This window comes from Lactococcus garvieae (assembly GCF_016027715.1).
Lineage (GTDB): Bacteria > Bacillota > Bacilli > Lactobacillales > Streptococcaceae > Lactococcus > Lactococcus garvieae_A.
In genome coordinates this window covers 590,601-612,032 of record NZ_CP065691.1, presented here as the reverse complement: position 1 = coordinate 612,032, position 21,432 = coordinate 590,601, and the positions used below count along the sequence as shown (strand labels likewise).

The 21,432-nt window shown below is 39.2% G+C and carries 23 protein-coding genes; all 23 read right to left on the bottom strand.

Annotation, left to right across the window (positions count from 1 at the left end):
• Positions 1-16: 16 nt before the first annotated feature.
• The 23 genes from guaC to I6G50_RS03035 all read right to left on the bottom strand — a co-directional run bounded on the left by guaC (position 17) and on the right by I6G50_RS03035 (position 21,159).
• The gene (gene guaC, locus I6G50_RS03145) at positions 17-1,006 is read right to left on the bottom strand and encodes a GMP reductase (RefSeq protein WP_197909138.1); all 990 of its coding nucleotides are present in this window, start codon (positions 1,004-1,006) and stop codon (positions 17-19) included.
• Positions 1,007-1,178: 172 nt separating this feature from the next.
• Positions 1,179-1,814, bottom strand: coding sequence for a TIGR01906 family membrane protein (locus tag I6G50_RS03140; RefSeq protein ID WP_081167809.1), 636 nt, complete (start codon positions 1,812-1,814; stop codon positions 1,179-1,181).
• 1 nt (position 1,815) lies between these two features.
• The gene (locus I6G50_RS03135) at positions 1,816-2,595 is read right to left on the bottom strand and encodes a TIGR01457 family HAD-type hydrolase (protein WP_197909137.1); all 780 of its coding nucleotides are present in this window, start codon (positions 2,593-2,595) and stop codon (positions 1,816-1,818) included.
• A 7-nt stretch (positions 2,596-2,602) separates the two neighbouring features.
• Entirely contained in the window at positions 2,603-3,355 is a 753-nt protein-coding gene (locus I6G50_RS03130; protein ID WP_081167806.1) for an acyl-[acyl-carrier-protein] thioesterase, read from the bottom strand.
• A gap of 120 nt (positions 3,356-3,475) precedes the next feature.
• A complete protein-coding gene (locus I6G50_RS03125; protein WP_003134696.1) occupies positions 3,476-3,916 on the bottom strand; it encodes a deoxycytidylate deaminase in 441 nt (146 codons plus the stop codon).
• Position 3,917: 1 nt separating this feature from the next.
• Positions 3,918-4,253: an arsenic metallochaperone ArsD family protein gene (locus I6G50_RS03120; protein ID WP_197909136.1), complete on the bottom strand. Its 336-nt coding sequence runs from the start codon at positions 4,251-4,253 to the stop codon at positions 3,918-3,920.
• 133 nt (positions 4,254-4,386) lie between these two features.
• Entirely contained in the window at positions 4,387-6,030 is a 1,644-nt protein-coding gene (locus I6G50_RS03115) for an FAD-dependent oxidoreductase (RefSeq protein ID WP_197909135.1), read from the bottom strand.
• A 9-nt stretch (positions 6,031-6,039) separates the two neighbouring features.
• Positions 6,040-6,324, bottom strand: coding sequence for a rhodanese-like domain-containing protein (locus I6G50_RS03110; RefSeq protein WP_081167800.1), 285 nt, complete (start codon positions 6,322-6,324; stop codon positions 6,040-6,042).
• Positions 6,325-6,507: 183 nt separating this feature from the next.
• Complete coding sequence (locus I6G50_RS03105; RefSeq protein WP_003134703.1) at positions 6,508-6,645, bottom strand: hypothetical protein; 138 nt, start codon at positions 6,643-6,645, stop codon at positions 6,508-6,510.
• 2 nt (positions 6,646-6,647) lie between these two features.
• Positions 6,648-6,854 (bottom strand): hypothetical protein, encoded by a 207-nt coding sequence (locus I6G50_RS03100; protein WP_081167796.1) that lies wholly within the window; start codon positions 6,852-6,854, stop codon positions 6,648-6,650.
• Between the two features lie 17 nt (positions 6,855-6,871).
• On the bottom strand, positions 6,872-8,353 hold the full coding sequence (locus I6G50_RS03095) for a PTS sugar transporter subunit IIC (RefSeq protein WP_081167793.1): 1,482 nt from the start codon (positions 8,351-8,353) through the stop codon (positions 6,872-6,874).
• A 49-nt stretch (positions 8,354-8,402) separates the two neighbouring features.
• A complete protein-coding gene (locus I6G50_RS03090) occupies positions 8,403-9,494 on the bottom strand; it encodes a DUF871 domain-containing protein (protein ID WP_197909134.1) in 1,092 nt (363 codons plus the stop codon).
• Positions 9,495-9,532: 38 nt separating this feature from the next.
• Entirely contained in the window at positions 9,533-9,856 is a 324-nt protein-coding gene (locus I6G50_RS03085) for a PTS sugar transporter subunit IIB (RefSeq protein ID WP_003134708.1), read from the bottom strand.
• 292 nt (positions 9,857-10,148) lie between these two features.
• The gene (locus tag I6G50_RS03080) at positions 10,149-11,165 is read right to left on the bottom strand and encodes a GNAT family N-acetyltransferase (RefSeq protein ID WP_420028275.1); all 1,017 of its coding nucleotides are present in this window, start codon (positions 11,163-11,165) and stop codon (positions 10,149-10,151) included.
• Positions 11,165-11,590, bottom strand: coding sequence for a DUF3284 domain-containing protein (locus I6G50_RS03075; RefSeq protein WP_003134711.1), 426 nt, complete (start codon positions 11,588-11,590; stop codon positions 11,165-11,167). Before I6G50_RS03075 ends, I6G50_RS03080 begins: the two co-directional genes overlap by 1 nt.
• Before the next feature lie 84 nt (positions 11,591-11,674).
• Complete coding sequence (locus tag I6G50_RS03070) at positions 11,675-12,940, bottom strand: dihydroorotase (RefSeq protein WP_197909132.1); 1,266 nt, start codon at positions 12,938-12,940, stop codon at positions 11,675-11,677.
• Between the two features lie 38 nt (positions 12,941-12,978).
• On the bottom strand, positions 12,979-13,608 hold the full coding sequence (gene pyrE, locus I6G50_RS03065; protein WP_197909131.1) for an orotate phosphoribosyltransferase: 630 nt from the start codon (positions 13,606-13,608) through the stop codon (positions 12,979-12,981).
• A 217-nt stretch (positions 13,609-13,825) separates the two neighbouring features.
• Complete coding sequence (locus tag I6G50_RS03060) at positions 13,826-15,730, bottom strand: ABC-F family ATP-binding cassette domain-containing protein (RefSeq protein WP_197909130.1); 1,905 nt, start codon at positions 15,728-15,730, stop codon at positions 13,826-13,828.
• Between the two features lie 83 nt (positions 15,731-15,813).
• Positions 15,814-16,668 (bottom strand): MurR/RpiR family transcriptional regulator, encoded by an 855-nt coding sequence (locus I6G50_RS03055; RefSeq protein ID WP_081167778.1) that lies wholly within the window; start codon positions 16,666-16,668, stop codon positions 15,814-15,816.
• Between the two features lie 83 nt (positions 16,669-16,751).
• On the bottom strand, positions 16,752-17,237 hold the full coding sequence (locus I6G50_RS03050; RefSeq protein ID WP_003134720.1) for a glutathione peroxidase: 486 nt from the start codon (positions 17,235-17,237) through the stop codon (positions 16,752-16,754).
• A gap of 70 nt (positions 17,238-17,307) precedes the next feature.
• On the bottom strand, positions 17,308-18,012 hold the full coding sequence (locus I6G50_RS03045) for a 16S rRNA pseudouridine(516) synthase (RefSeq protein ID WP_197909129.1): 705 nt from the start codon (positions 18,010-18,012) through the stop codon (positions 17,308-17,310).
• Positions 18,013-18,101: 89 nt separating this feature from the next.
• A complete protein-coding gene (locus I6G50_RS03040) occupies positions 18,102-18,308 on the bottom strand; it encodes a hypothetical protein (RefSeq protein WP_003134722.1) in 207 nt (68 codons plus the stop codon).
• A 91-nt stretch (positions 18,309-18,399) separates the two neighbouring features.
• Positions 18,400-21,159 carry a cation-translocating P-type ATPase gene (locus tag I6G50_RS03035; RefSeq protein WP_197909128.1) on the bottom strand — a complete coding sequence of 920 codons (2,760 nt, stop codon included), beginning with the start codon at positions 21,157-21,159 and terminating at the stop codon, positions 18,400-18,402.
• Between the last annotated feature and the right edge of the window lie 273 nt (positions 21,160-21,432).

Below are 21,432 nucleotides of genomic sequence, written 5' to 3'. Positions count from 1 at the left end.
TGATAAGCTTCTTTTTTTATAATGAATCACCGTTCCAGATGGAGTTCTTAACGATGACATAGTCTACTTTACGCAGAGCGTTGAGATCACGACCACCTGCATAAGAGATAGAGCTTTGGAGATCTTCTTGCATCTCTTGAAGTGTATCTTTTAAGGCACCTTTATGAGGGAGGAGAATTTTTTTACCTTCCACATTTTTGTGCTCACCTTTTTGGTATTCACTTGCTGAGCCAAAATATTCTTTAAAGAGTTTGCCATCTTGCTCAATAGTTTGACCTGGTGATTCTTCATGCGCAGCAAAGAGTGAACCAACCATAACCATGCTTGCCCCAAAGCGAACAGACTTAGCGATATCTCCATGTGTACGGATTCCGCCGTCAGCGATGATTGGCTTGCTTGCTGCTTTCGCACACCAACGGAGTGCAGCGAGCTGCCAGCCCCCTGTACCAAATCCTGTTTTAACCTTGGTGATACAAACTTTACCTGGGCCAATCCCTACTTTAGTGGCATCTGCACCAGCGTTTTCTAGTTCACGCACAGCTTCAGGTGTGCCCACGTTACCCGCGATAACAAATACTTGCGGCATCAGACGTTTGATAAGTTGAAGCATTTCAATAACAGAGTTAGCGTGACCATGTGCAATATCAATAGTAATATAATCTGGGATAGTCGCAGTTTCAGCTAATTCACGGACGAACTGACGTTCGTTATCTTTAACACCTACAGAAATGGATGCAATCAAGCCTTGTGCGTGCATTTTTTCGATGAAAGCTTTACGTGTGTGCTCTTCAAAACGATGCATGATGTAGAAATAACCTTCTTTGGCTAACATTTCAGCAATCTTTTCATCAATAATTGTCTGCATGTTGGCAGGAACAACAGGGAGTTTAAAAGTATGTTCCCCTAGTTTCACCGATGTATCGGCTTCACTACGGCTATTAATAATACATTTATTAGGGATAAGTTGGATATCTTCGTAATCAAAAACGGGAACCATTGTGTTCATAAGTAGTGCCTCTTTATTCTTTAGTTATTACAGAATACCGACCGAGTTTTCCTAAGGATAACCTCGCTAGTTTGGCGATAATAATCTCTGCAACCAAACCTTCCTTATACATTTTATCGCATATCTTACTAAATGGAAGAAAAAAAAACTGATTACACATCAGTTTTACTCTTCAATGTTCGGATTTACCGATAAATTTAGTTTGCATCCTTTTATTTCCCATCCAGTAGAGCAAAAAGAAGATAAGCTCAAAGACTACTAAGAAGATGATGAAAGTAACCATAAAATAATTTTCTGTTAAAACATTGATGATCGGGTCTGTATCTGGATTAAACAGCCATGTATCATCGCGGAAAAAGATTTGATGAAAATAAATGAAGAAATTATCAAAACCAATTAAGGCTGCCACTAAACCGATAAATAAAGGAGTTCCCATCACGAAGCGGAGTCCGTTATGATAAACAATCGCCAAGTGTTCTTTAAGAAAGAGGATAAGACCTGGACTAAGAAGAATCATCAGTCCTATGGCAAAGAGAAAAAGCCTTTTGACATCGCTAAAATGCTTTAAAGCCTCAGGAGAGGAAGGAAAATCAGGCATGTGTAAACTACTAACAAAAGGATTGACCAAATAAGCCATAAGAACATTAAAATTATGTCTTAAAGTTTCTGCTGGAAGACCTGAAACATTCGTCAAATTTTCCAGATGAATATCTGCATAAAAAAGAGGAACAGCTAGAAGTAAGGTTAAACAGACTGCTGTAGCTGTCCCCCATAAAATAAGACTGGTAAAAATCAGGCGATCTCGCATATTAAACTTCCCAGTGCTCTAAACTTGAAACAACATGTGTCGGAGGAATCGGCAAACCTGGCACTTCTTCTGCTTTAGTAAAGCCTGTAGTCACTAACAAACTGTCGATACCGTTATCAATCCCCGTGCGGATATCTGTCAGGTAGTTATCGCCTACCATCAACAGATCTTCCTTAGCAATGCCCATTTTTTCGACTGCTTTATCAGCAATAATGGCTTCTGGTTTTCCGATATAAGTTGGCTTCACGCGCGTCGCTGCTTCAATCATTTTCACAAGAGAACCTGCGCCTGGCAAAAGGCCACGTTCACTTGGAAGGTTTAAATCTGGATTGGTTCCAATAAACTTCGCCCCTCTATGGATTGCAAGCGTTGCTAAGGCAATCATTTCATATGTCAAATCAGAGTCTAAAGCAACAACAACATAGGCTGGATTTTCACGCTCTTTTTTATATCCTGCTTCATAGATTGCTTCTTTCAAGCCATCTTCACCAATGATATAAACTGTCTTATCCAAACCTAAATCATTCATATAGTCAACCGTAGCTGCACTGGCTGTGTAGATGGTTTCCAACGGTGTTTCAATATTAAACTGTGTAGCCAAACGCTTTTGGACTACACGTGGTGTTTTTGTTGTGTTATTTGTCAAAAACAAATAAGGAACTTTGGCTTTCTGTAAACGATGAATAAAATCTTCCCCTGCAGGAATGCGATGATTCCCCATGTAGATCGTTCCATCTAAGTCGATAAGGTAGCCTTTATATTGCTTATAATCTTTTCTCATTTTTTCTTTAATTCTCCTCGATTATTTCTGACCATTCAATTTCAATGTTAGCATTATCAACACCATCTTTCCTAATGATATGGCAGGTAGTGTCACCTTTAAATTCGAAGACAGGGTGAATAAATTCATGATTTCCATAAAGGAGCTCATGGTTATAGCGGATATATACTTTCTTTGGCTCATATTTTAAGCGGAAATCATAGTCCAATTGATCAACGGCCCAATCAAAGTATTTAGCATTATTAACGTGCCCATTCATATCTAAATCCGAAAAACGAATAGGGAAAGGCAGGTTGCATTTGACATCATCCGACAGCGTCAAATACTTATGAGGACGAACAATCTTGCTTACCTTGGGTGCTTCATAAGGAGCAACAATCTCTTCTACAACACGTTCTACTTTTCTCGTATCCTTGTTCATAAGAACCCATGTCGAACTGATTTTGACCAAGGTTTCCCCAGATTCATTTTTAAAAATAAAGTCACGATAACAGAAAAATTTATTATAGGACGTTGCTTCTGTTTCAATCGTAATAACGTCGTTAAATTCTGGAAGACTGTAAAGTTGAACTTCGTGTTCGATAACGGCCCAAAACAGATTAAAATTATCAGAAATCCATGTATCACTTCGATCCAGTGTATAGGATTGCTCTCCAGATATCTGAAGTGCTATGGCGAGGATATCAGATATTCTCATCTTTCCTCGAGTATCGCTCTCATAAAAAGAGACTTTATGTGTTTGACTATATTTTATTCCCATTCTCTTATTTTAGCAAAATCAGGCATAAAAAGCTGGAGTAAGAATGAACTTCGGAGATGAATAATGGGAAATATATGGTTTTTCAGTATGAAAAAAATCCAAGACAATTCTTGGACTCTTTTATATTTTCTCAACTTTGATACCTAGAGTCTCAATAAGTTCTTCCTCATAGGCGTTTTTAGCATGATATTCATTAATGTATTTGATATGTTTCACTCCCGATGCTAATACCAGCTTCAGGCAAGCGATACAAGGAAAGAGCGTGGTATAGAGAATCGCACCCTCTGGTGAGACACCATGTTTTGCTGCTTGAGCAATGGCATTTTGCTCGGCATGAACAGTCGCAATGCAATGTCCGTCCTTATCTTCCAAACAACCAACGTCTGTACAGTGTGGCATAAGGGCAACTGAGCCATTGTATCCTGTGGAGAGGATTTGTCCATCAGCAGTGACCAAGAGGGCGCCTACTTGAGCGTGCGTGCAGGTAGAGCGCTTCGCAACAACTTCAACAATTTCTTTGAAGTATTCTTCTTTACTTGGCCGTTTAAAATTTTCAATCATTTTATCCCTTTCCACATTTGCAGTTATTACACTGACAGTTTTTATTTCTTATCTCTTGAAAGCTTACCCCTGTGATTTCCGTCAAATCTTCCATATCAGGGTAATCGCCGATAAGCATGATTTCCCCATCGACAAGGGTCAAAGGCAAGGCACTTTCCATTTTTTTCATGGCCTCACTGATAATGGGATGATTTGCGAATAATTCAGGCGATTCTTTCAAGTTATAACGCGCTGTTTGCAATTGCGCATCTTCTTCCTCATCACCAAAAGCTGCAAAAACTTGTGCAATAGCAGCTGTTCCGCCATCTGGATATTCCTCAAATATTTCAAGTCTCATGACTTCCCCAACTCTAACAGATATTTTTTAATATTATATCATAAGCAAACTACAAAATCATCTGAATTTTTCTATGAAGCTTTACAACAGCTCTAAAAAAGTCTATCTAAGATAGACTTTTACTTATTTTCATTCAGAGTCCCATCACTTTGCTATAAAGACCATAAGCTCCATCAAGATTTTGGACTTTGTAGCCTTCTTGTTTCAAGATGCGTTCTGCTGTATACGAACGAAGTCCTGACTGGCAGCTTACAATGTATTCTTGGCTTTTATCTAGTTTGTCAAGATTTTGTCTTAAGTCATTCAAGGGAATATTTAGAGCATTTTCAAAGCCTCCTCGGGCAACTTCGCTTTCTTGGCGCACGTCTAATAAAATTTTTCCTTTAGCACGTTCTGCCTCAAGCTGGTGCCATTGGATATTGTCCGATAAGCCCATGGCAATATTCATCGCTGCATAGCCTATCATATTCACTGGGTCTTTAGCAGAACCAAAGGGTGGTGCATAAGTTAATTCAAGCTCTGGAAGATCAAAAATAGTCATACCTGCTTTAAGTGCTGTTGCTAAAACATCAATACGTTTGTCCACACCTTTTTGACCCAAAGCGGAAGCTCCATAGATTTGTCCACTTTCTGGATTAAAAATGAGCTTAAGGAGGATGGAGCTTGCGCCTGGATAATACCCTGCATGGTCACTAGCTGTAATATGGACGACTTTGTGTTTTAAATTTAAAGTTTGAGCTTGCTTTTCCGAGATTCCTGTAGAGGCTGCCGTCAAGTTAAAAGCTCTCACAATAGCCGTTCCAATACTTCCTTTGTTTGTTACAGGAAGACCTGATATAATGTCCGCCACTTGGCGGCCCTGACGATTTGCGGGACTGGCTAAGGAAATCAAGGCATCTTGATCTGTGACTTGATTTTTTACAAGAATCGCATCACCCACAGCATAAATATCCGACACCGAAGTTTGATAATGCTCGTCTACTAAAATAGCACCGCGCATACCAAGCTCAATCCCAGCATCAGCTGCAAGTTTAGACTCCACTTGAATGCCTACTGAAAGAATAACTAAGTCAGTTTTTAATATATCACCATTTTCGAGAAGTACTGTCTTTCCTTGGTCTTGAAATTCTACTACAGATAGGCCAGTCAGAACTTTCAAGCCATTTCGTTCAAGCTCCTCTTCGATATGAACAGCCATCTCCTGATCAAGTGTAGGTAGTACATGATTGGCTTTTTCGACAATCGTTACATCCAAGCCTAATTTCCTTAGGTTTTCAGCCATTTCCAAACCAATGAAACCAGCACCTACTATCAAGGCCTGCTTACGATGTTCGAGCTCCATGTATCCAGTGATTTGGTCCAAGTCAGGAATATTGCGTAAGCTGAAGATATTGTTGGCTTCTCTTATACCTTTAATGTTAGGGATAAACGGGCTGGCACCAGGCGAGAGTATAAGTGCGTCATAGTTTTCTTGATAAGTTTTGCCCTCAGAAAGAACGGTAACCTCTTTGGTTGTTTTATCAATAGCAACAACTTCTGAATTGGGACGAACATCAAGATTAAAACGTTGCGCCAAGCTTTCTGGTGTTTGTAAGATAAGCTTGTTTCTTGATTCAATTTCTCCCGATAGATAGTAAGGCAACCCACAGTTAGCAAAGGAAACATAAGGGCCTTTATCAAACACGATGATTTCCGCATCTTCTTGTAGACGACGCAGACGTGTTGCTGCACTCATTCCTCCTGCGACACCGCCAACGATAAGATATTTTTTTGCCATTTTTTCCCCTTATTTTTCTAATTTATCATCCCAGGCACTTGTTCCGCCTGCTACATTTATGGTTTCTATTCCTTGCGTTTCTAAAGCTTGGCAGGCGCGCATAGAGCGCATACCTGACTGGCAGATTATATAACTACCGGATTCCACTTCTTTATATTTTTCATCCAGTTGGCTTAAAGGTATATTGACAGCTGTAGGGACATGTCCTTCAAGATACTCGTGACTTTCTCTTACATCAATAAGTGGTACTTCACCCAGTTTCTCCTTTAATTCTTCTATACTAATCGAATCCATAACTCTTCTCCTCATTACTTTTTATAAATACATTATATACCCTTAGGGGTATATAATCAAGAGATGAGATTTTCTAACATTCAAACTAATAACTAAAGAACATCCTTTGTCCATCTTATAATGCTTCGGAAGTAAAGTCAACTCTAAATATAAAAAGAGACCTGCCTAGGCAAGTCTCTTTGTTTATTCTTCTTTTTTCTTCTTTTGTCGTGCAAGTATAAGCATGACAAGTGAAAGAATGAATAGCATACCTCCAAAGCTCCAATTTTGATAAGCTAGGAGCAAGAGCGATAAACTAAGTAATGCATATATCCAAGTCATATTTAAACCTCCTCGACGTTAAAGAATAATGCTGAACCAAATGAACTTTGTTTAATTAAGCTTTTTGCAGATAAAGCATCTGCGGCAGAATCCGTACCGGGGCCTTTAAAGAATAGCTTCAATCCTTGTTTTTCCTTAAATTGAAAACCATTTTCCTCAAGAAGCTGGATTACTTTTTCTTGCATCATAGCTACATTAATAACAATCATAAGGTTCCTTTCTGTGTTTATAATTCAGGTTCTTCCATCTTGTTTGCTGCAATAACAAATGGTGTCCAGATGGCGAATGTTACTGCCAAGTTGACAATAGCTAAGACGATAGCGCGCCAGTCAAATCCTGTTGCCAAGAAGGCATTCATGATTGGTGGTGTTACCCACGGTACAGCACTGACTACTGGATCCACCCAATGTAACATTGTAGCGACATAAGCAATGATAACCGCAACTAATGGAGCTATTGCAAATGGGATAAAGAAGATAGCATTCAATACGATAGGCATACCGAAGAGTACAGGTTCGTTGATGTTGAAGATACCAGGTGCTAGACCAAGACGTCCAACTGTCTTATAATCTTTACGTTTAGAGAAGATAAGGATGGCAAGAATCAAGGTAATTGTACCACCTGATCCACCGAACCAGACAAAGGCATCCCATGAACCACGGACCCAAAGGCTGACATAGTCACCGTTAATCGCATGCGCTTTATCAATCGCACCTTTAGCGATCAAGTCACGGATACCATCTGAGTGAACTTGGAAGTAAAGGGCTTGGTTATTAAGACCGAGTGGAAGCCAGATACCATCAAGGGCAGGTGCCAAGACGTTTGGTCCGTGGAGTCCGAAGAACCAGAAGATTGATACGAAGAGTGTAACAATAAGAACTGAGAAAATGTTTTGAGACAGTACTTGGAATGGCTCTGCGATGTAATGCGTGATTAAGTTGATGACAGAGTCATGTGTAAGTTTATCGATAACGTAGTAAATCAAACTTACAACGTAAATAGCTGCGATAGTAGGGATGATAGCAAGGAAAGCTTTCGCTACTGCAGGTGGTACTGATTCTGGCATCTTGATTGTAATATCAGCTAACATAAGTTTAGCATAAATAATTACTGCAAGGGCACCCATAATAATAATTGTGAAATAAGCACCTGCATCGAGATGGGCTGCTGCAAAGAGTGGTTTCCATGATGCAAGGCCTTGGCCAGTTAAAACACCATTGATTTTATCTGTAGCAGCTACTCCCGCATCGCTAACACCCAAAGCATCTAAGAACTTAGGCATTTGGTTTGGCAAACCAGCAAAGAGAGTTGCAACGGCTACGACACCACCGGCAAGGTCATTGACACCATAAGCACGAGCCAAGTTATAACCCCAAGAGAAAGCAAATATAAGACCAATAACTGTCAAAGTCCCTTGGTTAACGAGAGCTGAAATATTGTTCAAGTCCCCGATAATTGGTGTGTTCGCAAGTGTCCAAATATCTTCCGGTGCAAGTTGTGAAAACTTGGTAGGTCCCAATACCATTTGTTGAATAGATTGAGGGAAGGTTGTAACAATCGCTGATACCATAGCTGCCAATGCACCTGTGAGGGTTGCTGGCAAGATACCAATAAATGAGTCACGCAGCGCAACCAGGTGCTTTTGCGACCCGATTTTAGCTGCTACAGGGACGAGATATTTCTCCATCCACATAGTAATTCCGTTCATAGAAATCCTCCTAAAAAATTTTTATTAGCTAAAGTTAAAAGATAATAACTTAATCACTCTCAATAAATTTAAATGAACTCCAAGGTTTTATAAAGTCAAGCAAGAACATCTCATCTTCTGAAATATGTCCTACAACATTGACACGTCCATCATTTTCCATTTCCCTTAGAGCAATTTGAGTTTCTCCTTTATATTGACCATATCCATCATTGTCAATAATCACATCACCTGGTTGAATCTTATCCGTGTCATGTGCAGGAAACTCTAAATCTTTGTAGATTACACGCGTCATAGTTGAACGCAACATATAGGCTGATCGATCCCCACGATAGCTATGTGTTGCTTCAAAGACGCATTTACGTTCATTTTCTGTCATTGTTTCTTTTGGAACGACTTTAAGCTCAGGCATTCTTGCATGAAAAGCCTCTGCCATCACTTTAAGCTCTGCTTCGCTTGCATAAGCGTTGGCAATAGTAATATCATCCACACCGTCCAAAAGTTTGAAGTGTTTAACTTGGGTCTCAAGGCTAAGATTGCGGTGATCTTCGAGTGTGCATAAACCATCCTGTGTAGGCCATGGACCAAAAGTTGCTTCATGAGAATTAACAAAGACCATTGTATTTAAATTGTACTTTTTAAATTTTTCTGTACATTTCTCGTAGTGCTCAAAAGCAAGTCCCGTGTAACGATGTGGGTAAAAATTATGGCTTCCTAATAAGTTTTCAATATTAGGAGAGTAGTCCATGATACTGTCCACATAGCTTGTTCCTTGACTCATATTAATTTCTATCTTAATACCGTAAGGGTTGCGGGTCATACGCGCTTCCTCAGCTCCTGTAAATCCAAGGTCTAATCGAATACCATCAGCCCCCATCTTATCAAAGAAACTCAAGTCATCGTAACTAATTTCCAGTTGTTCAAAAAGTGCAGGATTAATGTCAACCATGACTTCCATACCTAAACTATTGGCATATTCAATGACCTTGGTAAATCCTGCTAGGACTGCTTCTTTATCTCCTTTTATCTCTAAAAGTGAAGTAAAAACCCGTTTGTAACCATAACGATGCGCCAAATCTAGATAAGCTTTGTCCGCTTCAAAGTTTGATCGCTCTGGATAAATAGATATACCTAGTTTTCCCATGTTACTCCTTTCATTTTCTAGACTTCTAGATATTCTCCCTATCCATTCATCAAAGCATCTGCTGCTGCAACTACATTTTTACCATTCATCATGCCGTAATCTTGCATTTTAATCACATCACATGGAATACCTACTGCAGCGGCTTTCTTGATGACTTCATTTTTCATGTAAGCCACTTGTGGACCCAAAAGTAAAATATCGGGTTTGTCTGAGCCAGATAGCATGTTATCAATCTCTGCTACTGACTTAGCATAAATCTCATAATCTTTTCCTGCTTCTTGTGCGGCTTGTTGCATTTTTGTCACAAGCAATGATGTAGACATACCTGCTGCACAGGCTAATGCAATGACTTTCTCTGCCATTTTCATTTTCTCCTTCTTTTTATCTATACCAGTATTATAGCGGTTTCAGAAAGCGATTACAAATATAATTTATTCACACAATATTAAGAGAAAAAACAAGATTTTTTTAATAAAACCCTTATATATAGCGCTTTTACATTATTAAAAAACCTATATACTTTAAATTATTGTGCTTTTTCACGGAACATGTTACATATTTAAAAACAAAAATTCTTCTTTTTTATTTTTATTTAATAAAAAAACCAAAAGCGCCTCCTTAAGAGTTGCAACTTTTGGTTTTTATAAACTATTTCTAAAAGTATTCACGAAGAATGGCCTTATTTTCTCGTAAAATACGGGCTGTAAACTCTCCGATAGACATTTCTTCTGGATTTTCTACTTGAGGGCCTACACAAATATTATTCTGTGGCAAAATCTCATCAATAATACGTGCCGAAAATGCAGGCTGACCGTTGACCTTTAAGAATTCCTGTAAATTGACAATTCTTGCTTGCATATAAGCTTGAAGTTGAAGTTGCATCCTTGCTGGCTCAGCTAAGTCATACTCAAGAAACGTATCGGCTGGTGCTGCCCATTTAATCATTTCAAAGCTCGCAGCATGACTAGAAATGAAGCGGTAAAGCGCATCCTTAGCATTCTGAGTTAAAGAGATACATTCACGAATGACGAAAGTTGTACCCGAAAATTCATAAATCAGATAACCCAATATTTTTCCGCTTTCCTCATATGTGGCAAAATAAGGCTGTGACTTATACTGGAAGTAATATTCCCAAACCTCTTGCGGACGAACAAGAGAGCCTTGATTATAGGCTTGATTGTGTATCTCCGCCATGTCTTCGACAAGAGCTTCGCTGAATTGTCGACGTTGAACGTGGCCTAAAGTTTTCTTTCCTTTAGGAAATTCTTGGGCCGGGATTGTATAAAACTTTTGGTCAAATGCATACTGATAGCCAAATTGACCGTAAAACTGATATGAAAATGGTGCCAAATAGCTAAGTGCTGTTCCAGCAACATAATTGTCTTCCAGAATTTCAGTCATGAGCTTGCGTATGCTGCCATTTCCTCTAAATTCAGGATATGAGGCCACATAGCCAATCCCTGACATCTTAAGCTTTTCTTCTTTCCAGTAAACACGAAAAGAAGTATCAATAATCATGGAAGACAGTTCTTCATTTTCCCAAAAAGTATAAGGTTTTGAAAAGGTGAGGAGTTTTGCAAAAGCTTCTTCTCTTTCTTTATTTCGTGGTTTATTAAAAGCATATACAGCTAAGTCTAAAAGTTGATTTTCAAGGTGTTTATCCATCTGCATCACTTCCCACCGTTATAAGCACGTTCAATATGATCCAAAATAGCAATCATTTGGCGTTTTTTCCAATGTCCAAGTAAAGTACCTACAAACATATCGTTCAACTTTTGAATCATCCCGCTTGATGTGCGGCTTTCTTCAATAGTGATTTCTGTAAGTTTAGTGTCAACAGGCTGGAAATTCCAACGTGTATTAAAGGTATTTCGAATCGTAGTAGTTGTAAAGGCATAAGTACTTGCTTTTACAACTTCATCAATTTTTATAGTTCCTTGCTGATTTTTTCCAAATGTCTTTGAATATTCATAACCATTGAGAAACTTAAGATCAGGACGTTGGCCTGTATTTTTTTCGATGTCGTAAATAGATGAATCCAAAATTTGATTGAAGACAAATTCGACAGGAGCATTGATTGTTTTACTGATTTTCATATTTAGGCTTCTCCTATTGCTTAGAATAAAATTTATTAAACATTAAAATCATTTTAACAATTTATGTAAGCTCTTGCAAGATTTTTATAGACGATACACAATTTGTCCTGAGCAAAGGGTATATTTCACTTGTCCTAAGAGCTCCTGATTAATAAAAGGAGAGTTGCTTGCTTTGGAATCAAAGTTTTTATCAACTTTATAATAGTTTTCTGCATCAAAAATAACCAAGTCTGCAGGTCCTTCTTCGGCAATATATCCTGCATCAAAGCCATACAGTTTTGCAGGGTTCACTGTCATTTTTTCCAGTAATTGGATCAATTCCAAATGCTTGGGTGCCACCAAATGTGTAAGTCCCAGTTGTAAGGAAGTTTCTAAACCAATCATACCGCTAGGGGCTTGTGCTAAAGCAACATCCTTTTCTTCACGTGTATGTGGGGCGTGATCGGTTGCGATAACGCTGATAGTATTGTCCTGAAGTCCCTCTAAAATCTTCTCAATATCTTGAGAGCGACGCAACGGAGGATTAAGTTTCGCATTTGTTCCTATTTCTAAAACAGCTTGTTCAGTTAACGAAAAATGCTGCGGTGTAACTTCGGCACTCACTTTTGCTCCCATCTTTTGGGCAAAGCGTACGACATCAACACTTTCACCAGCTGATAAATGTTGAATATGTAAACGTGCTTGAGTATCTAAAGCAAGCATCGCATCTCGGGCAATCATGCTGTATTCGGCTACCGTTGTTGCTCCTGTTAGACCACATTGGTGTGCCACTGTGCCTTCATTAATACCCAAAGTCCCCACTAGATTAGGATCTTCTTCATGAATGGAAAGTAAACTGTCTGTTTCTTTTGCTTTCTTGAGTGCTTTATGCAAAACACCTGAATGACTTAAAGGAATCCCATCATCTGAAAAGCCAACTGCACCAGCTTCAAGTAAAGCATCAAAATCAGTCAAGTGCTCGCCATCAAAATCTTGTGTAATGGAAGCAATGGACTTAATATGAATTTTTTCCTGAGCCGCAAGTTTCAGTGTTTCAGAAAGAATATCAGGGCGGGACAAAATCGGTTTGGTATTCGCCATCATCACAACAGTTGTAAAGCCACCACGTGCAGCAGACAAAGCCCCTGTATGAATCGTTTCTTTTTGCGTTTGCCCTGGTTCACGAAAGTGAACATGAATATCAATAAGACCGGGAGCTACAATTAAGTTACTGGCATCAATGATTTCTGCTCCATCCACTTCCAAATTTTGGGCAATACGAATTATTTTCTTATCCTCAATCAACACATCTGCAATTTGATCAAAACCTGACTTGGGGTCGATTACACGGCCGTTTTTTATGAGTAGCATCTGTTCGCCTTTCTTTATTTTACATAATATATAATATGTTATTTATTCCAAGTTTCTTGATTATCCTTGAATTTTTTGAGCATTTCCAACTCATCTTCTGTTACATATCCTGTTTCTTGGGCGATTTGGATGAGTTCCGAATAATTTGTCAATGTGTGAAGGGGAACTTGCGCTTTATCAAACTTTACTCTAGCTTTTTCCAACTCATACGTAAAGATAGCAATAACGCCTAGGACTTCTATACCCTCTCGTTGTGCTGCAGCTACTGCTTCCAGTACTGAACCACCAGTAGAGATCAAATCCTCAACAAGCACCATTTTTTGGCCTTCTGAGACACGCCCTTCGATTTGATTGCCTGCACCGTGATCTTTTGGTTTGCTACGGATATAAGCAAAAGGTAGGTCAAGGTAATCAGCAATAATCGCGCCGTGTGGAATACCTGCTGTCGCTGTACCGGCAATAACCTCAACTTCTGGATATTCAGCTTTGACCAAGTCTGCAAAAGCCTGCTCGATACGACTGCGCACTTCTGGATAAGCCAAAGTCACACGATTATCTGTGTAAATGGGAGATTGAATCCCACTGGCCCACGTAAACGGTGCACTAGGCGATAAGCTTACAGCCTTAATTTCGAGTAAATCCGCAGCGATAGTTTTTGATAGTGACATTGTTTCCTCTTTCTTAACCTTTAACTTTAATGATAATATTTTTGCAGAAAAAAACACTTGCAGTAAGCTGCAAGTGCGTAAAAAAATATGTCCATAATACTTAGACTACACCTAGGTATCATGTAGATAGACATTTATACGGTTTCCTTGCTAGCCTCTCGTGCTAATTTAAAGGTTTCTTGTTATATAGTCTAACAGATTTAGTAAAAGTTTGCAATCATAAACTTTCTAGGTTTTCCATGGCTTCAAGTAAAGCCATCTCTGTTTCTTCTTTTTCTTCGACTAAGTTATCGAGTCCTTCTTGAAGCTCGCCCAGTTTAACAAAGTCATCTGTGACTTCAAGCATGGCTTGAGCGATTTCTTGGCTTTGTTTTTCCAGCTGAGCAAGCTTTTCCTCAGCTGCACTTACTTCACGTTCTAATTTACGTCGTATTTTCTGAGCTTCTTTTTGTTGCGCATAATCCATTTGGCCCATGCTTTCAACTTTTTCTTCAGGATCAATACCTTGTTCATCTGCAGCTTCTTGTGACTTTTTCTCTAGATAATAATCATAATCCCCGAGATAAAGCTTACTTCCTTGGGGTGATATTTCCAGTACTTTTGTTGCAACGCGATTGATAAAATAGCGGTCATGGCTGACAAAAAGTAGGGTTCCATCAAAATCAATTAAGCTATTTTCAAGTACTTCACGGCTGTCAATATCCAAGTGGTTGGTTGGTTCATCCAGGACTAAAAAATTGTCATGTTGCATGGCTAGCTTAGCTAAAAGAAGACGAGCTTTTTCTCCACCAGACAACATCGAAACGGTTTTTTTAACGTCTTCACCACTGAAAAGAAAGGCACCTAAAAGGTTGCGGATTTCTACTTCAGGTAAGAGGCGGTGTTCATTCCATATCTCATCTAAAACAGTGTTTGAAGGTGTCAAACGTCCTTGTTCTTGATCATAATAACCTAAGTCAACATTGGCGCCTAACTTTGCCTGCCCTTTTAACAATGGAATTTGACCAATAATTGATTTAATCAATGTTGTTTTTCCAATACCATTAGGACCTACAATCGCGATAGCATCATTTTTTCGTGTATCAATATTGATAGGTTCCGAAAGAACTTTATCATAACCTACTGCTGCATCTTCAACGGTTAATACAATATTTCCTGATTTTTTCGCAGGAGAAAAAGTCATATGTACAGCCGCTTCACTTGCTGATGGTGCATCGATACGTTCCATCTTTTCCAGCTTTTTCTGGCGTGACTGGGCACGTTTCGTTGTAGATGCGCGCACCATATTTCTCGCAACGAAATCTTCTAACTTTTCGATTTCTTTTTGTTGCTTGTCATAGTTTTTTTGCTCGCTAGCGATCATCTCAGCTTTAAGCTCAATATATTTACTATAATTTCCTGCAAAGCGTGTTAGCTTACCCCGGGAGATTTCTAAAGTTTCTGACACAACCTTATCTAAGAAATAGCGGTCATGGCTGACAATCAATAGACTTCCGGAGTAGTTTTTCAGATAGGTTTCCAACCAAGCCAGCGTTTCAATATCCAAATGATTGGTTGGTTCATCCAAAATAAGGAGGTCTGGCTTTTCAAGAAGCATTTTAGCCAAGGCTAAGCGGGTTTTCTGTCCTCCTGATAAAGAAGCAATGTCACGCGCCCACATCTTTTCATCAAAACGGAAACCATTGAGGACGGCTTTTATTTCTGCTTCATAGGTGAACCCATTTGCCTGACGGAACTCCTCGGATAAGCTGTCGTAACGCTGCATCAGACTGTCCAGCTCCTTACCGGAAAGCTCTGACATCTGCATTTCCATCTGACGCAATTGACGCTCTGTTTGACGAAGCTTCTCGAAAACAGTTAGCATTTCTTCAAAAATCGTTAAATCGGAAGAGAGACCTGTATCTTGAGCCAAGTAATTCAAATGCAGGTCTTTCACCTTAGAAATTGATCCTGCCGATGGCTCTTCGACGCCTGCTATAATCTTAAGTAATGTCGATTTTCCTGCACCATTGCGCCCTACTAAGGCCATGCGTGAATGGTCTTGCAAGTTAAAATTTATATTTTCGAATAAAACATCGCCACCAAAAGTGCGTGCTATCCCATTTCCTTGTAGTAAAATCATTCTTCTATTTTAACATAAAAAAACTTAAGATAGAGGAAACAATAAGGGCTCCTGCCATAAAATAGCAGGAGTCCTCCTTATTTTTATTTATAATTTTTTTCAAGATGACGGACAATATCCAGCGAACGGATTACTGCCTCGCGCGAACTCTCAAAGTTCTGGCTCACATAAGCATAAAAGAGTAAATCAATCAAATAAAGTTGTGCCAGCATGGATACTGTCGCTGCATGTCGGAATTCAAAATTTTCTCCCGATAAAGATATCAATGGATAATCAGCCTGTTGTGCCAAGCTGGAATTCTCAATACCTGTAATAGCCACGGTCTCAATCTTTTGGGACTGCGCCAGACTAAGCATCTCGAGAACTTCTCGGGATTCCCCCCGGTCGCTAATGGCAATGAAAAGTTTCTTTTGATTATTATTCGTTAAACTCACACCCATCGTGTGCGTGTTATCGGCAGCGATACTAATCTTGCCGATACGATTCAGCTTTTGCGCTAAGTCCTGAGCCACAAGGAAAGAAGCACCAATACCAAAGATAAAGATAAGCTCTGCATCATCAATCAGTTGAACCGTTTTTTCCACTCTGTCATTATTCAAATGACCATTTACCAACTCTGTCATATGATTAATCCGAGCTTTTAGTTTTGATTTTATCGAATCGATATCTTCGTTTGGGCGTAATTCTTGAAAGTCTGTTTCCGACTGAGCATTCGCTTTCCAAACCGAAAGTTGTTGCTTCAGTTGTGGTACGCCTTCCAAACCAATGGATTTGACAAAACGAATGACTGTAGCTGGTGAGACTTGACTCTTTTTGGCTATATCTTGCGTACTAAGGCTAATCGCCTCCTCCGGACACTGTAAGACATACTTTCCAACCTTCGCTTCGTTAGGTGAGAGGTCTTTCATTTTCATTTGGATTTCGAGAAGAATATTCATGTTCCAATTATAGCATAAAGCAGGCTGGATAAGCCCAGATTGGTGAAGAAGTCCAAAAAAAGAGAGATGGTGTCCTCTCTTTCTTAACGTGCTGCTTGAAGTTCTTTTTCAATATCTTTGGAAATCTTTTCGGGCTCGGTTGTAGGTGCATAACGAGCAACCACTTCCCCTTGTGCATTAATCAGGAATTTTGTAAAGTTCCATTTTATTTTTTTCCCAAGGGGGCTTCCTTTTTCTTCTTTCATCCAAGTATAGAGCGGACTTTCATCTCCACCATTTACATCAATTTTTTGGAAACGTGGAAAAGTAGTTCCATAGTTCAGTGTACAAAATTGATCAATCTCATCTGCTGAGCCTGGCGCTTGCTCTTTGAACTGATTACAGGGAAAATCGAGAATCTCAAATCCAGCTTCTTTATAATCATCGTAGAGTTTTTGAAGACCTTCATACTGTGGTGTAAAACCACATTTTGTTGCAGTATTAACCACCAGCAGAACTTTTCCTTTATATTTAGATAAAGAAATATCCTCTCCTTGTTTTCCTTTAACGGTAAAATCATAAATAGCCATAGGTGTTTCCTCCTGCATTGCTTTAAGTGATAACGATTATATCACTTGCTGTATAACCTGTCAAAGAATTTTACTTTCGCATATAAATTTTCAGACTTAGGATTTCTTCCCGCGTCAGAGGTCGATAAGCCCCCATTTGCAAGTCATTATCGAGAGATAAAGGACCAAAGGTAAGGCGTTGCAACTTTTCGACTTTCTTTCCAAGAGCCAAAAACATTTTTTTAACTTGATGATACTTACCTTCTTGAATCGTCACTTTTGCATGATGGGTATCGAGAATTTCAAGTAAAGCGGGCTGAGTACACACACCTCCTATAAACTCAATGCCTTGCGCAAAGTGAGACACATCGTCTTCTTCCAGTTCTTCCCAAGTTTCGACCCAATAGGTTTTAGAGACATGCTGTTCTGGTTTGAGCATATCAATGCCTAAAGGGCCATTATCGGTAATCAATAATAAACCTGTAGTTAAAAAATCCAAGCGGCCAACAGGATATAAGGCGTCATTTTCTTCCTTTAGTAAAGAGCGATAAGTAGGTAACTTTTCGTCTTTATTTGCTGTTAAAACGCCTGCCGGTTTATTTAAAAGATAATATTGATGAGGAAAACGAGTGAGTTGCTCTTCTTTTACAAAAATATCATGCATCTGTGGGTCGACATTCCGGCTCAAATTATATTCAACGTTGCCATCAATTTTGATCTTTCTTGTCTGTGCAAGACGTTTTATTTCTTTTTTATCCGTCCAGCCATTTAAAAGCAGGTATTGGTCTAATCTCATATTGGTCCATTCTACCAAAAATAAAGAAAATCTTCTAACTGAAAACTAAAAAAGCTGAAGGAATACCTCAGCTTAAATAGTCTACTCTTTTATTTTCGCCCACGTATCACATAGCCACAGATAAAGCCAATCAAACCAACGACAATGATACCGTAGAACATTGGAATATCAATGTTGAAAAAGAGCATATTCACTCTAATGGTTGAAAAGTTAAGTACTGCAAAAATAAGGATGAGCAAGAGTACTAAAAGGACGAAAATTCGTTTTGCGGTGAAAAAATTTTTTTCTTTTTCCATATGCTTACTCCTTCTCTTGATATATTATAGTTTTATTTTAGCATAATATACTCTCATCTCTCTGCTTGAAGCACCCGCAACCTGAAAGAGCTTACCAGATTTTAACGTTAAAGATTTCTTTTATTCCCGACAAAATCAAAGTTGGTAGTGCTGGAATAAAGAGAACCATCAGATACACTGGCAGTGATAATGGTGCTGTCCCCATAACGACATTAAAGAATGGGAGCACGGTAACGAGGAAGGAAGAGATACCTGCAAAAAGAACAGCCAAAATCAAACGTGGATTGCCAAACGGATTTCTTCTAAACAAGGTACGTGAGCTTCGTGCATCGAAGACATGCCAGAGTTGTCCGTAAACCAAAGTTAAGAAAGCTACTGTTTGTGCTTCATTGCTAGCCATGCCTTGTTTCGCTGCCCACACAAAAGCGACGAAGACCATGAGACCCATGATTGTCCCACGGATAAGAACCCTGGACCATGTGTAGTTTGCAAGGACGGATTCTTTAGGATCTCTTGGCTTTTCATTCATAATATCAGATTCTGCGATGTCATAGCCTAAGGCAAATGATGGCACAGCATCACTGACCATGTTCACCCAAAGGACCATAAGTGCTGTCAAGGTTGGCGTTGTATAATCTACGTTGCCAATGCTGGCAGTGAAGAACAGGAGCCCTAAAATCAGCGAAAGTACTTCGGCAACGTTCGTTGTGAGTTCATGACGGATAAAGTTTTTAATGTTAGCATAGATAGTTCGACCATTTTCCACTGTTTTTTCGATGGTCGTGAATTTATCGTCTAAAAGGATGAGATCAGCGGAATCTTTCGTTACTTCTGTTCCCGCGATTCCCATAGCGATTCCGATGTCTGCTGCTCGTAAAGCTGGGGCATCATTAACGCCGTCACCTGTCATCCCCACCACTTCACCATGTTTTTGGAGCTGTTTTACGATACGCTGCTTATGCTCAGGAGACACACGCGCATAGACATTGACACTCTTTACAATATCGAAGAGTTCTTCATCTGTCATACTCTCAATTTCGATACCTTTAATCACCTTGGCATCTTTAGATTTTACTATTCCTAAATTATAAGCTATAGCACGGGCTGTATTTTCATGGTCCCCTGTAATCATCACAACTTCTACACTGGCATCTTGAAGCGTTTTAACGGAAGCCTTTACCTCCTCACGTGCTGGATCAATAATTCCAGCTACACCAGTGAGAATAAGATTTTTTTCTAACTCTTCTAGACTACCCTTTTCAGCTTCTTCTCGGCTGAGGATTCTATAACCGACAGCTAAAGTACGCAAGGCTTCATTAGCATAGTTATTAACTGTATCAATAAACTTGTCTTTTTCACTGCTGTCTGTGTTGAGTTCACCATCGATGAGCAAGGCTTTACTTTTATCAATCAGAACATCTGGGGCGCCTTTACTATAGAGAAGATAATTTTCACCTTTCTTCACAATAACACTCATCATTTTCCGATCACTGGTAAAAGGCAGCGTTCGGATAAACTCATATGTTTCAAGAAGCTGATCTTTAGTCCGTCCTATCTTCTGCCCTAAAACAGTCAGAGCTATTTCGGTTGGGTTACCAAAAGGGACAAACTCTCCCTCAATTTCTTTTAATGTCGACTCATTACAGAGCAAAGCGCCTGTTACAAACGCCGAGTAAGAAGATTGATTAGCCTTTTGATCCGAAAGTGCCGTTATTTCTCCCTGCGGTGAATAGCCCAAACCAGTTACTTCATAATATTGACCATTCGTATAAAAGTGGGTAACTGTCATCTCATTTTTGGTAAGCGTGCCTGTCTTATCTGAGCAAATATAAGAAGTTCCACCCAATGTTTCGACGCTGTTTAATGACTTTATTAAGCCCTTGTTTTTCGCCATCTTAGCCGCACCGATAGTTAAAACAATAGAAAGAACAGCTGGCAAGGCATCAGGAATAGAAGCCACCGCTAAAGCAATAGAGGTAGACAAAACGGAAGTGATGGACGAGATACTTAGTTCTCCAGCTTGGATAATCCCTACCACCAAAGTAAATATTACGATACCTGCGGAAACCTGCATCAAGGTTTTTGTTAATCTATGAACTGTATTTTGTAATGGTGAAGTTCTATTTTCGACCGCTTGGATTAACTTGGCAATTTTACCAAGTTCTGTGTGCTCACCGACAGCAACCACGACGCCTAATCCTTGACCTCCTGAGACCGTAGAGCCAGAGAAGCCCATATTGTAACGGTCTCCTAGTTCTGTATTTTCTAAAATCGCATCGGTCTTTTTGCTGATCGCATCTGCTTCTCCCGTCAAATGCGACTCGATAACTTGAAGTTCATTGACCTCAATCCAACGCACATCCGCTTCAACAAAGTCACCCATGGAAGCTTTGACGATATCGCCTGCCACAAGTTCTGTAGAGGGTATTTTTTCAAACTCACTATTACGTAATACTGTGACATACCGGTTGTTCATTTCTTTCAAAGCATTTAAACTCTTACGCGCACTGATTTCTTGGTAAAAGCCTAAAAAAGCATTGATTAAAATCAAAATCAAGATGGCTATAGCTTCATAGAGAGCTTCCATGCCGTGTTTGTTATCATGCTGAAATTGAAAAGCATGGTAAGAGCTAAGAAAGGATAAAAGGACAGCTCCTAACAAGACAATAACGATTGGCTCTTTAAAGCTTTTGAAAAAGATTGCAAGATGTGAGTCCTCCTCTTCCTCAGGCAGTTTATTCTCGCCATGAACTTCTCTTTGTTTGAGCACCTGTTCATCATTTAGCCCTGTCTTTGGGTCAACCAAAAACTCCTCAATGACTTCTTCTTTTGCTTTTTTATAAAATTCCAAAGCAACCTCCTTTATATTTTTAGAGAATATAAAAAGGGCGCAAGCTTTCAAAAAATCTCCCCCTTACCCTCGGAGGAAATATCTTGAAGCTTGCGCCCAACCTATATTGTCTATTTAATTTTAATAATTTAGTAGCTGTTACTAAATGTACTCTTCCATTATAACATATTTTTATAACATATTTTCTAAAATTTTTTAAGCATTTTTGGAAAAAATAAGCCTATCACTATTAAAAGACAAAGCAAAAAGGCTTTCACTTCTAGTGATAGCCTC

Bases quoted from the DNA above. Each gene is read 5' to 3' on its own strand.
- guaC (WP_197909138.1), bottom strand. From the start codon at position 1,006: ATGAACACAATGGTTCCCGTTTTTGATTACGAAGATATCCAACTTATC.
- I6G50_RS03140 (WP_081167809.1), bottom strand. From the start codon at position 1,814: ATGCGAGATCGCCTGATTTTTACCAGTCTTATTTTATGGGGGACAGCT.
- I6G50_RS03135 (WP_197909137.1), bottom strand. From the start codon at position 2,595: ATGAGAAAAGATTATAAGCAATATAAAGGCTACCTTATCGACTTAGAT.
- I6G50_RS03130 (WP_081167806.1), bottom strand. From the start codon at position 3,355: ATGGGAATAAAATATAGTCAAACACATAAAGTCTCTTTTTATGAGAGC.
- I6G50_RS03125 (WP_003134696.1), bottom strand. From the start codon at position 3,916: ATGATTGAAAATTTTAAACGGCCAAGTAAAGAAGAATACTTCAAAGAA.
- I6G50_RS03120 (WP_197909136.1), bottom strand. From the start codon at position 4,253: ATGAGACTTGAAATATTTGAGGAATATCCAGATGGCGGAACAGCTGCT.
- I6G50_RS03115 (WP_197909135.1), bottom strand. From the start codon at position 6,030: ATGGCAAAAAAATATCTTATCGTTGGCGGTGTCGCAGGAGGAATGAGT.
- I6G50_RS03110 (WP_081167800.1), bottom strand. From the start codon at position 6,324: ATGGATTCGATTAGTATAGAAGAATTAAAGGAGAAACTGGGTGAAGTA.
- I6G50_RS03105 (WP_003134703.1), bottom strand. From the start codon at position 6,645: ATGACTTGGATATATGCATTACTTAGTTTATCGCTCTTGCTCCTAGCT.
- I6G50_RS03100 (WP_081167796.1), bottom strand. From the start codon at position 6,854: ATGATTGTTATTAATGTAGCTATGATGCAAGAAAAAGTAATCCAGCTT.
- I6G50_RS03095 (WP_081167793.1), bottom strand. From the start codon at position 8,353: ATGAACGGAATTACTATGTGGATGGAGAAATATCTCGTCCCTGTAGCA.
- I6G50_RS03090 (WP_197909134.1), bottom strand. From the start codon at position 9,494: ATGGGAAAACTAGGTATATCTATTTATCCAGAGCGATCAAACTTTGAA.
- I6G50_RS03085 (WP_003134708.1), bottom strand. From the start codon at position 9,856: ATGGCAGAGAAAGTCATTGCATTAGCCTGTGCAGCAGGTATGTCTACA.
- I6G50_RS03080 (WP_420028275.1), bottom strand. From the start codon at position 11,165: ATGCAGATGGATAAACACCTTGAAAATCAACTTTTAGACTTAGCTGTA.
- I6G50_RS03075 (WP_003134711.1), bottom strand. From the start codon at position 11,590: ATGAAAATCAGTAAAACAATCAATGCTCCTGTCGAATTTGTCTTCAAT.
- I6G50_RS03070 (WP_197909132.1), bottom strand. From the start codon at position 12,940: ATGCTACTCATAAAAAACGGCCGTGTAATCGACCCCAAGTCAGGTTTT.
- pyrE (WP_197909131.1), bottom strand. From the start codon at position 13,608: ATGTCACTATCAAAAACTATCGCTGCGGATTTACTCGAAATTAAGGCT.
- I6G50_RS03060 (WP_197909130.1), bottom strand. From the start codon at position 15,730: ATGATTTTACTACAAGGAAATGGGATAGCACGCACTTTTGGTGGCGAT.
- I6G50_RS03055 (WP_081167778.1), bottom strand. From the start codon at position 16,668: ATGAATATTCTTCTCGAAATCCAAATGAAAATGAAAGACCTCTCACCT.
- I6G50_RS03050 (WP_003134720.1), bottom strand. From the start codon at position 17,237: ATGGCTATTTATGATTTTACCGTTAAAGGAAAACAAGGAGAGGATATT.
- I6G50_RS03045 (WP_197909129.1), bottom strand. From the start codon at position 18,012: ATGAGATTAGACCAATACCTGCTTTTAAATGGCTGGACGGATAAAAAA.
- I6G50_RS03040 (WP_003134722.1), bottom strand. From the start codon at position 18,308: ATGGAAAAAGAAAAAAATTTTTTCACCGCAAAACGAATTTTCGTCCTT.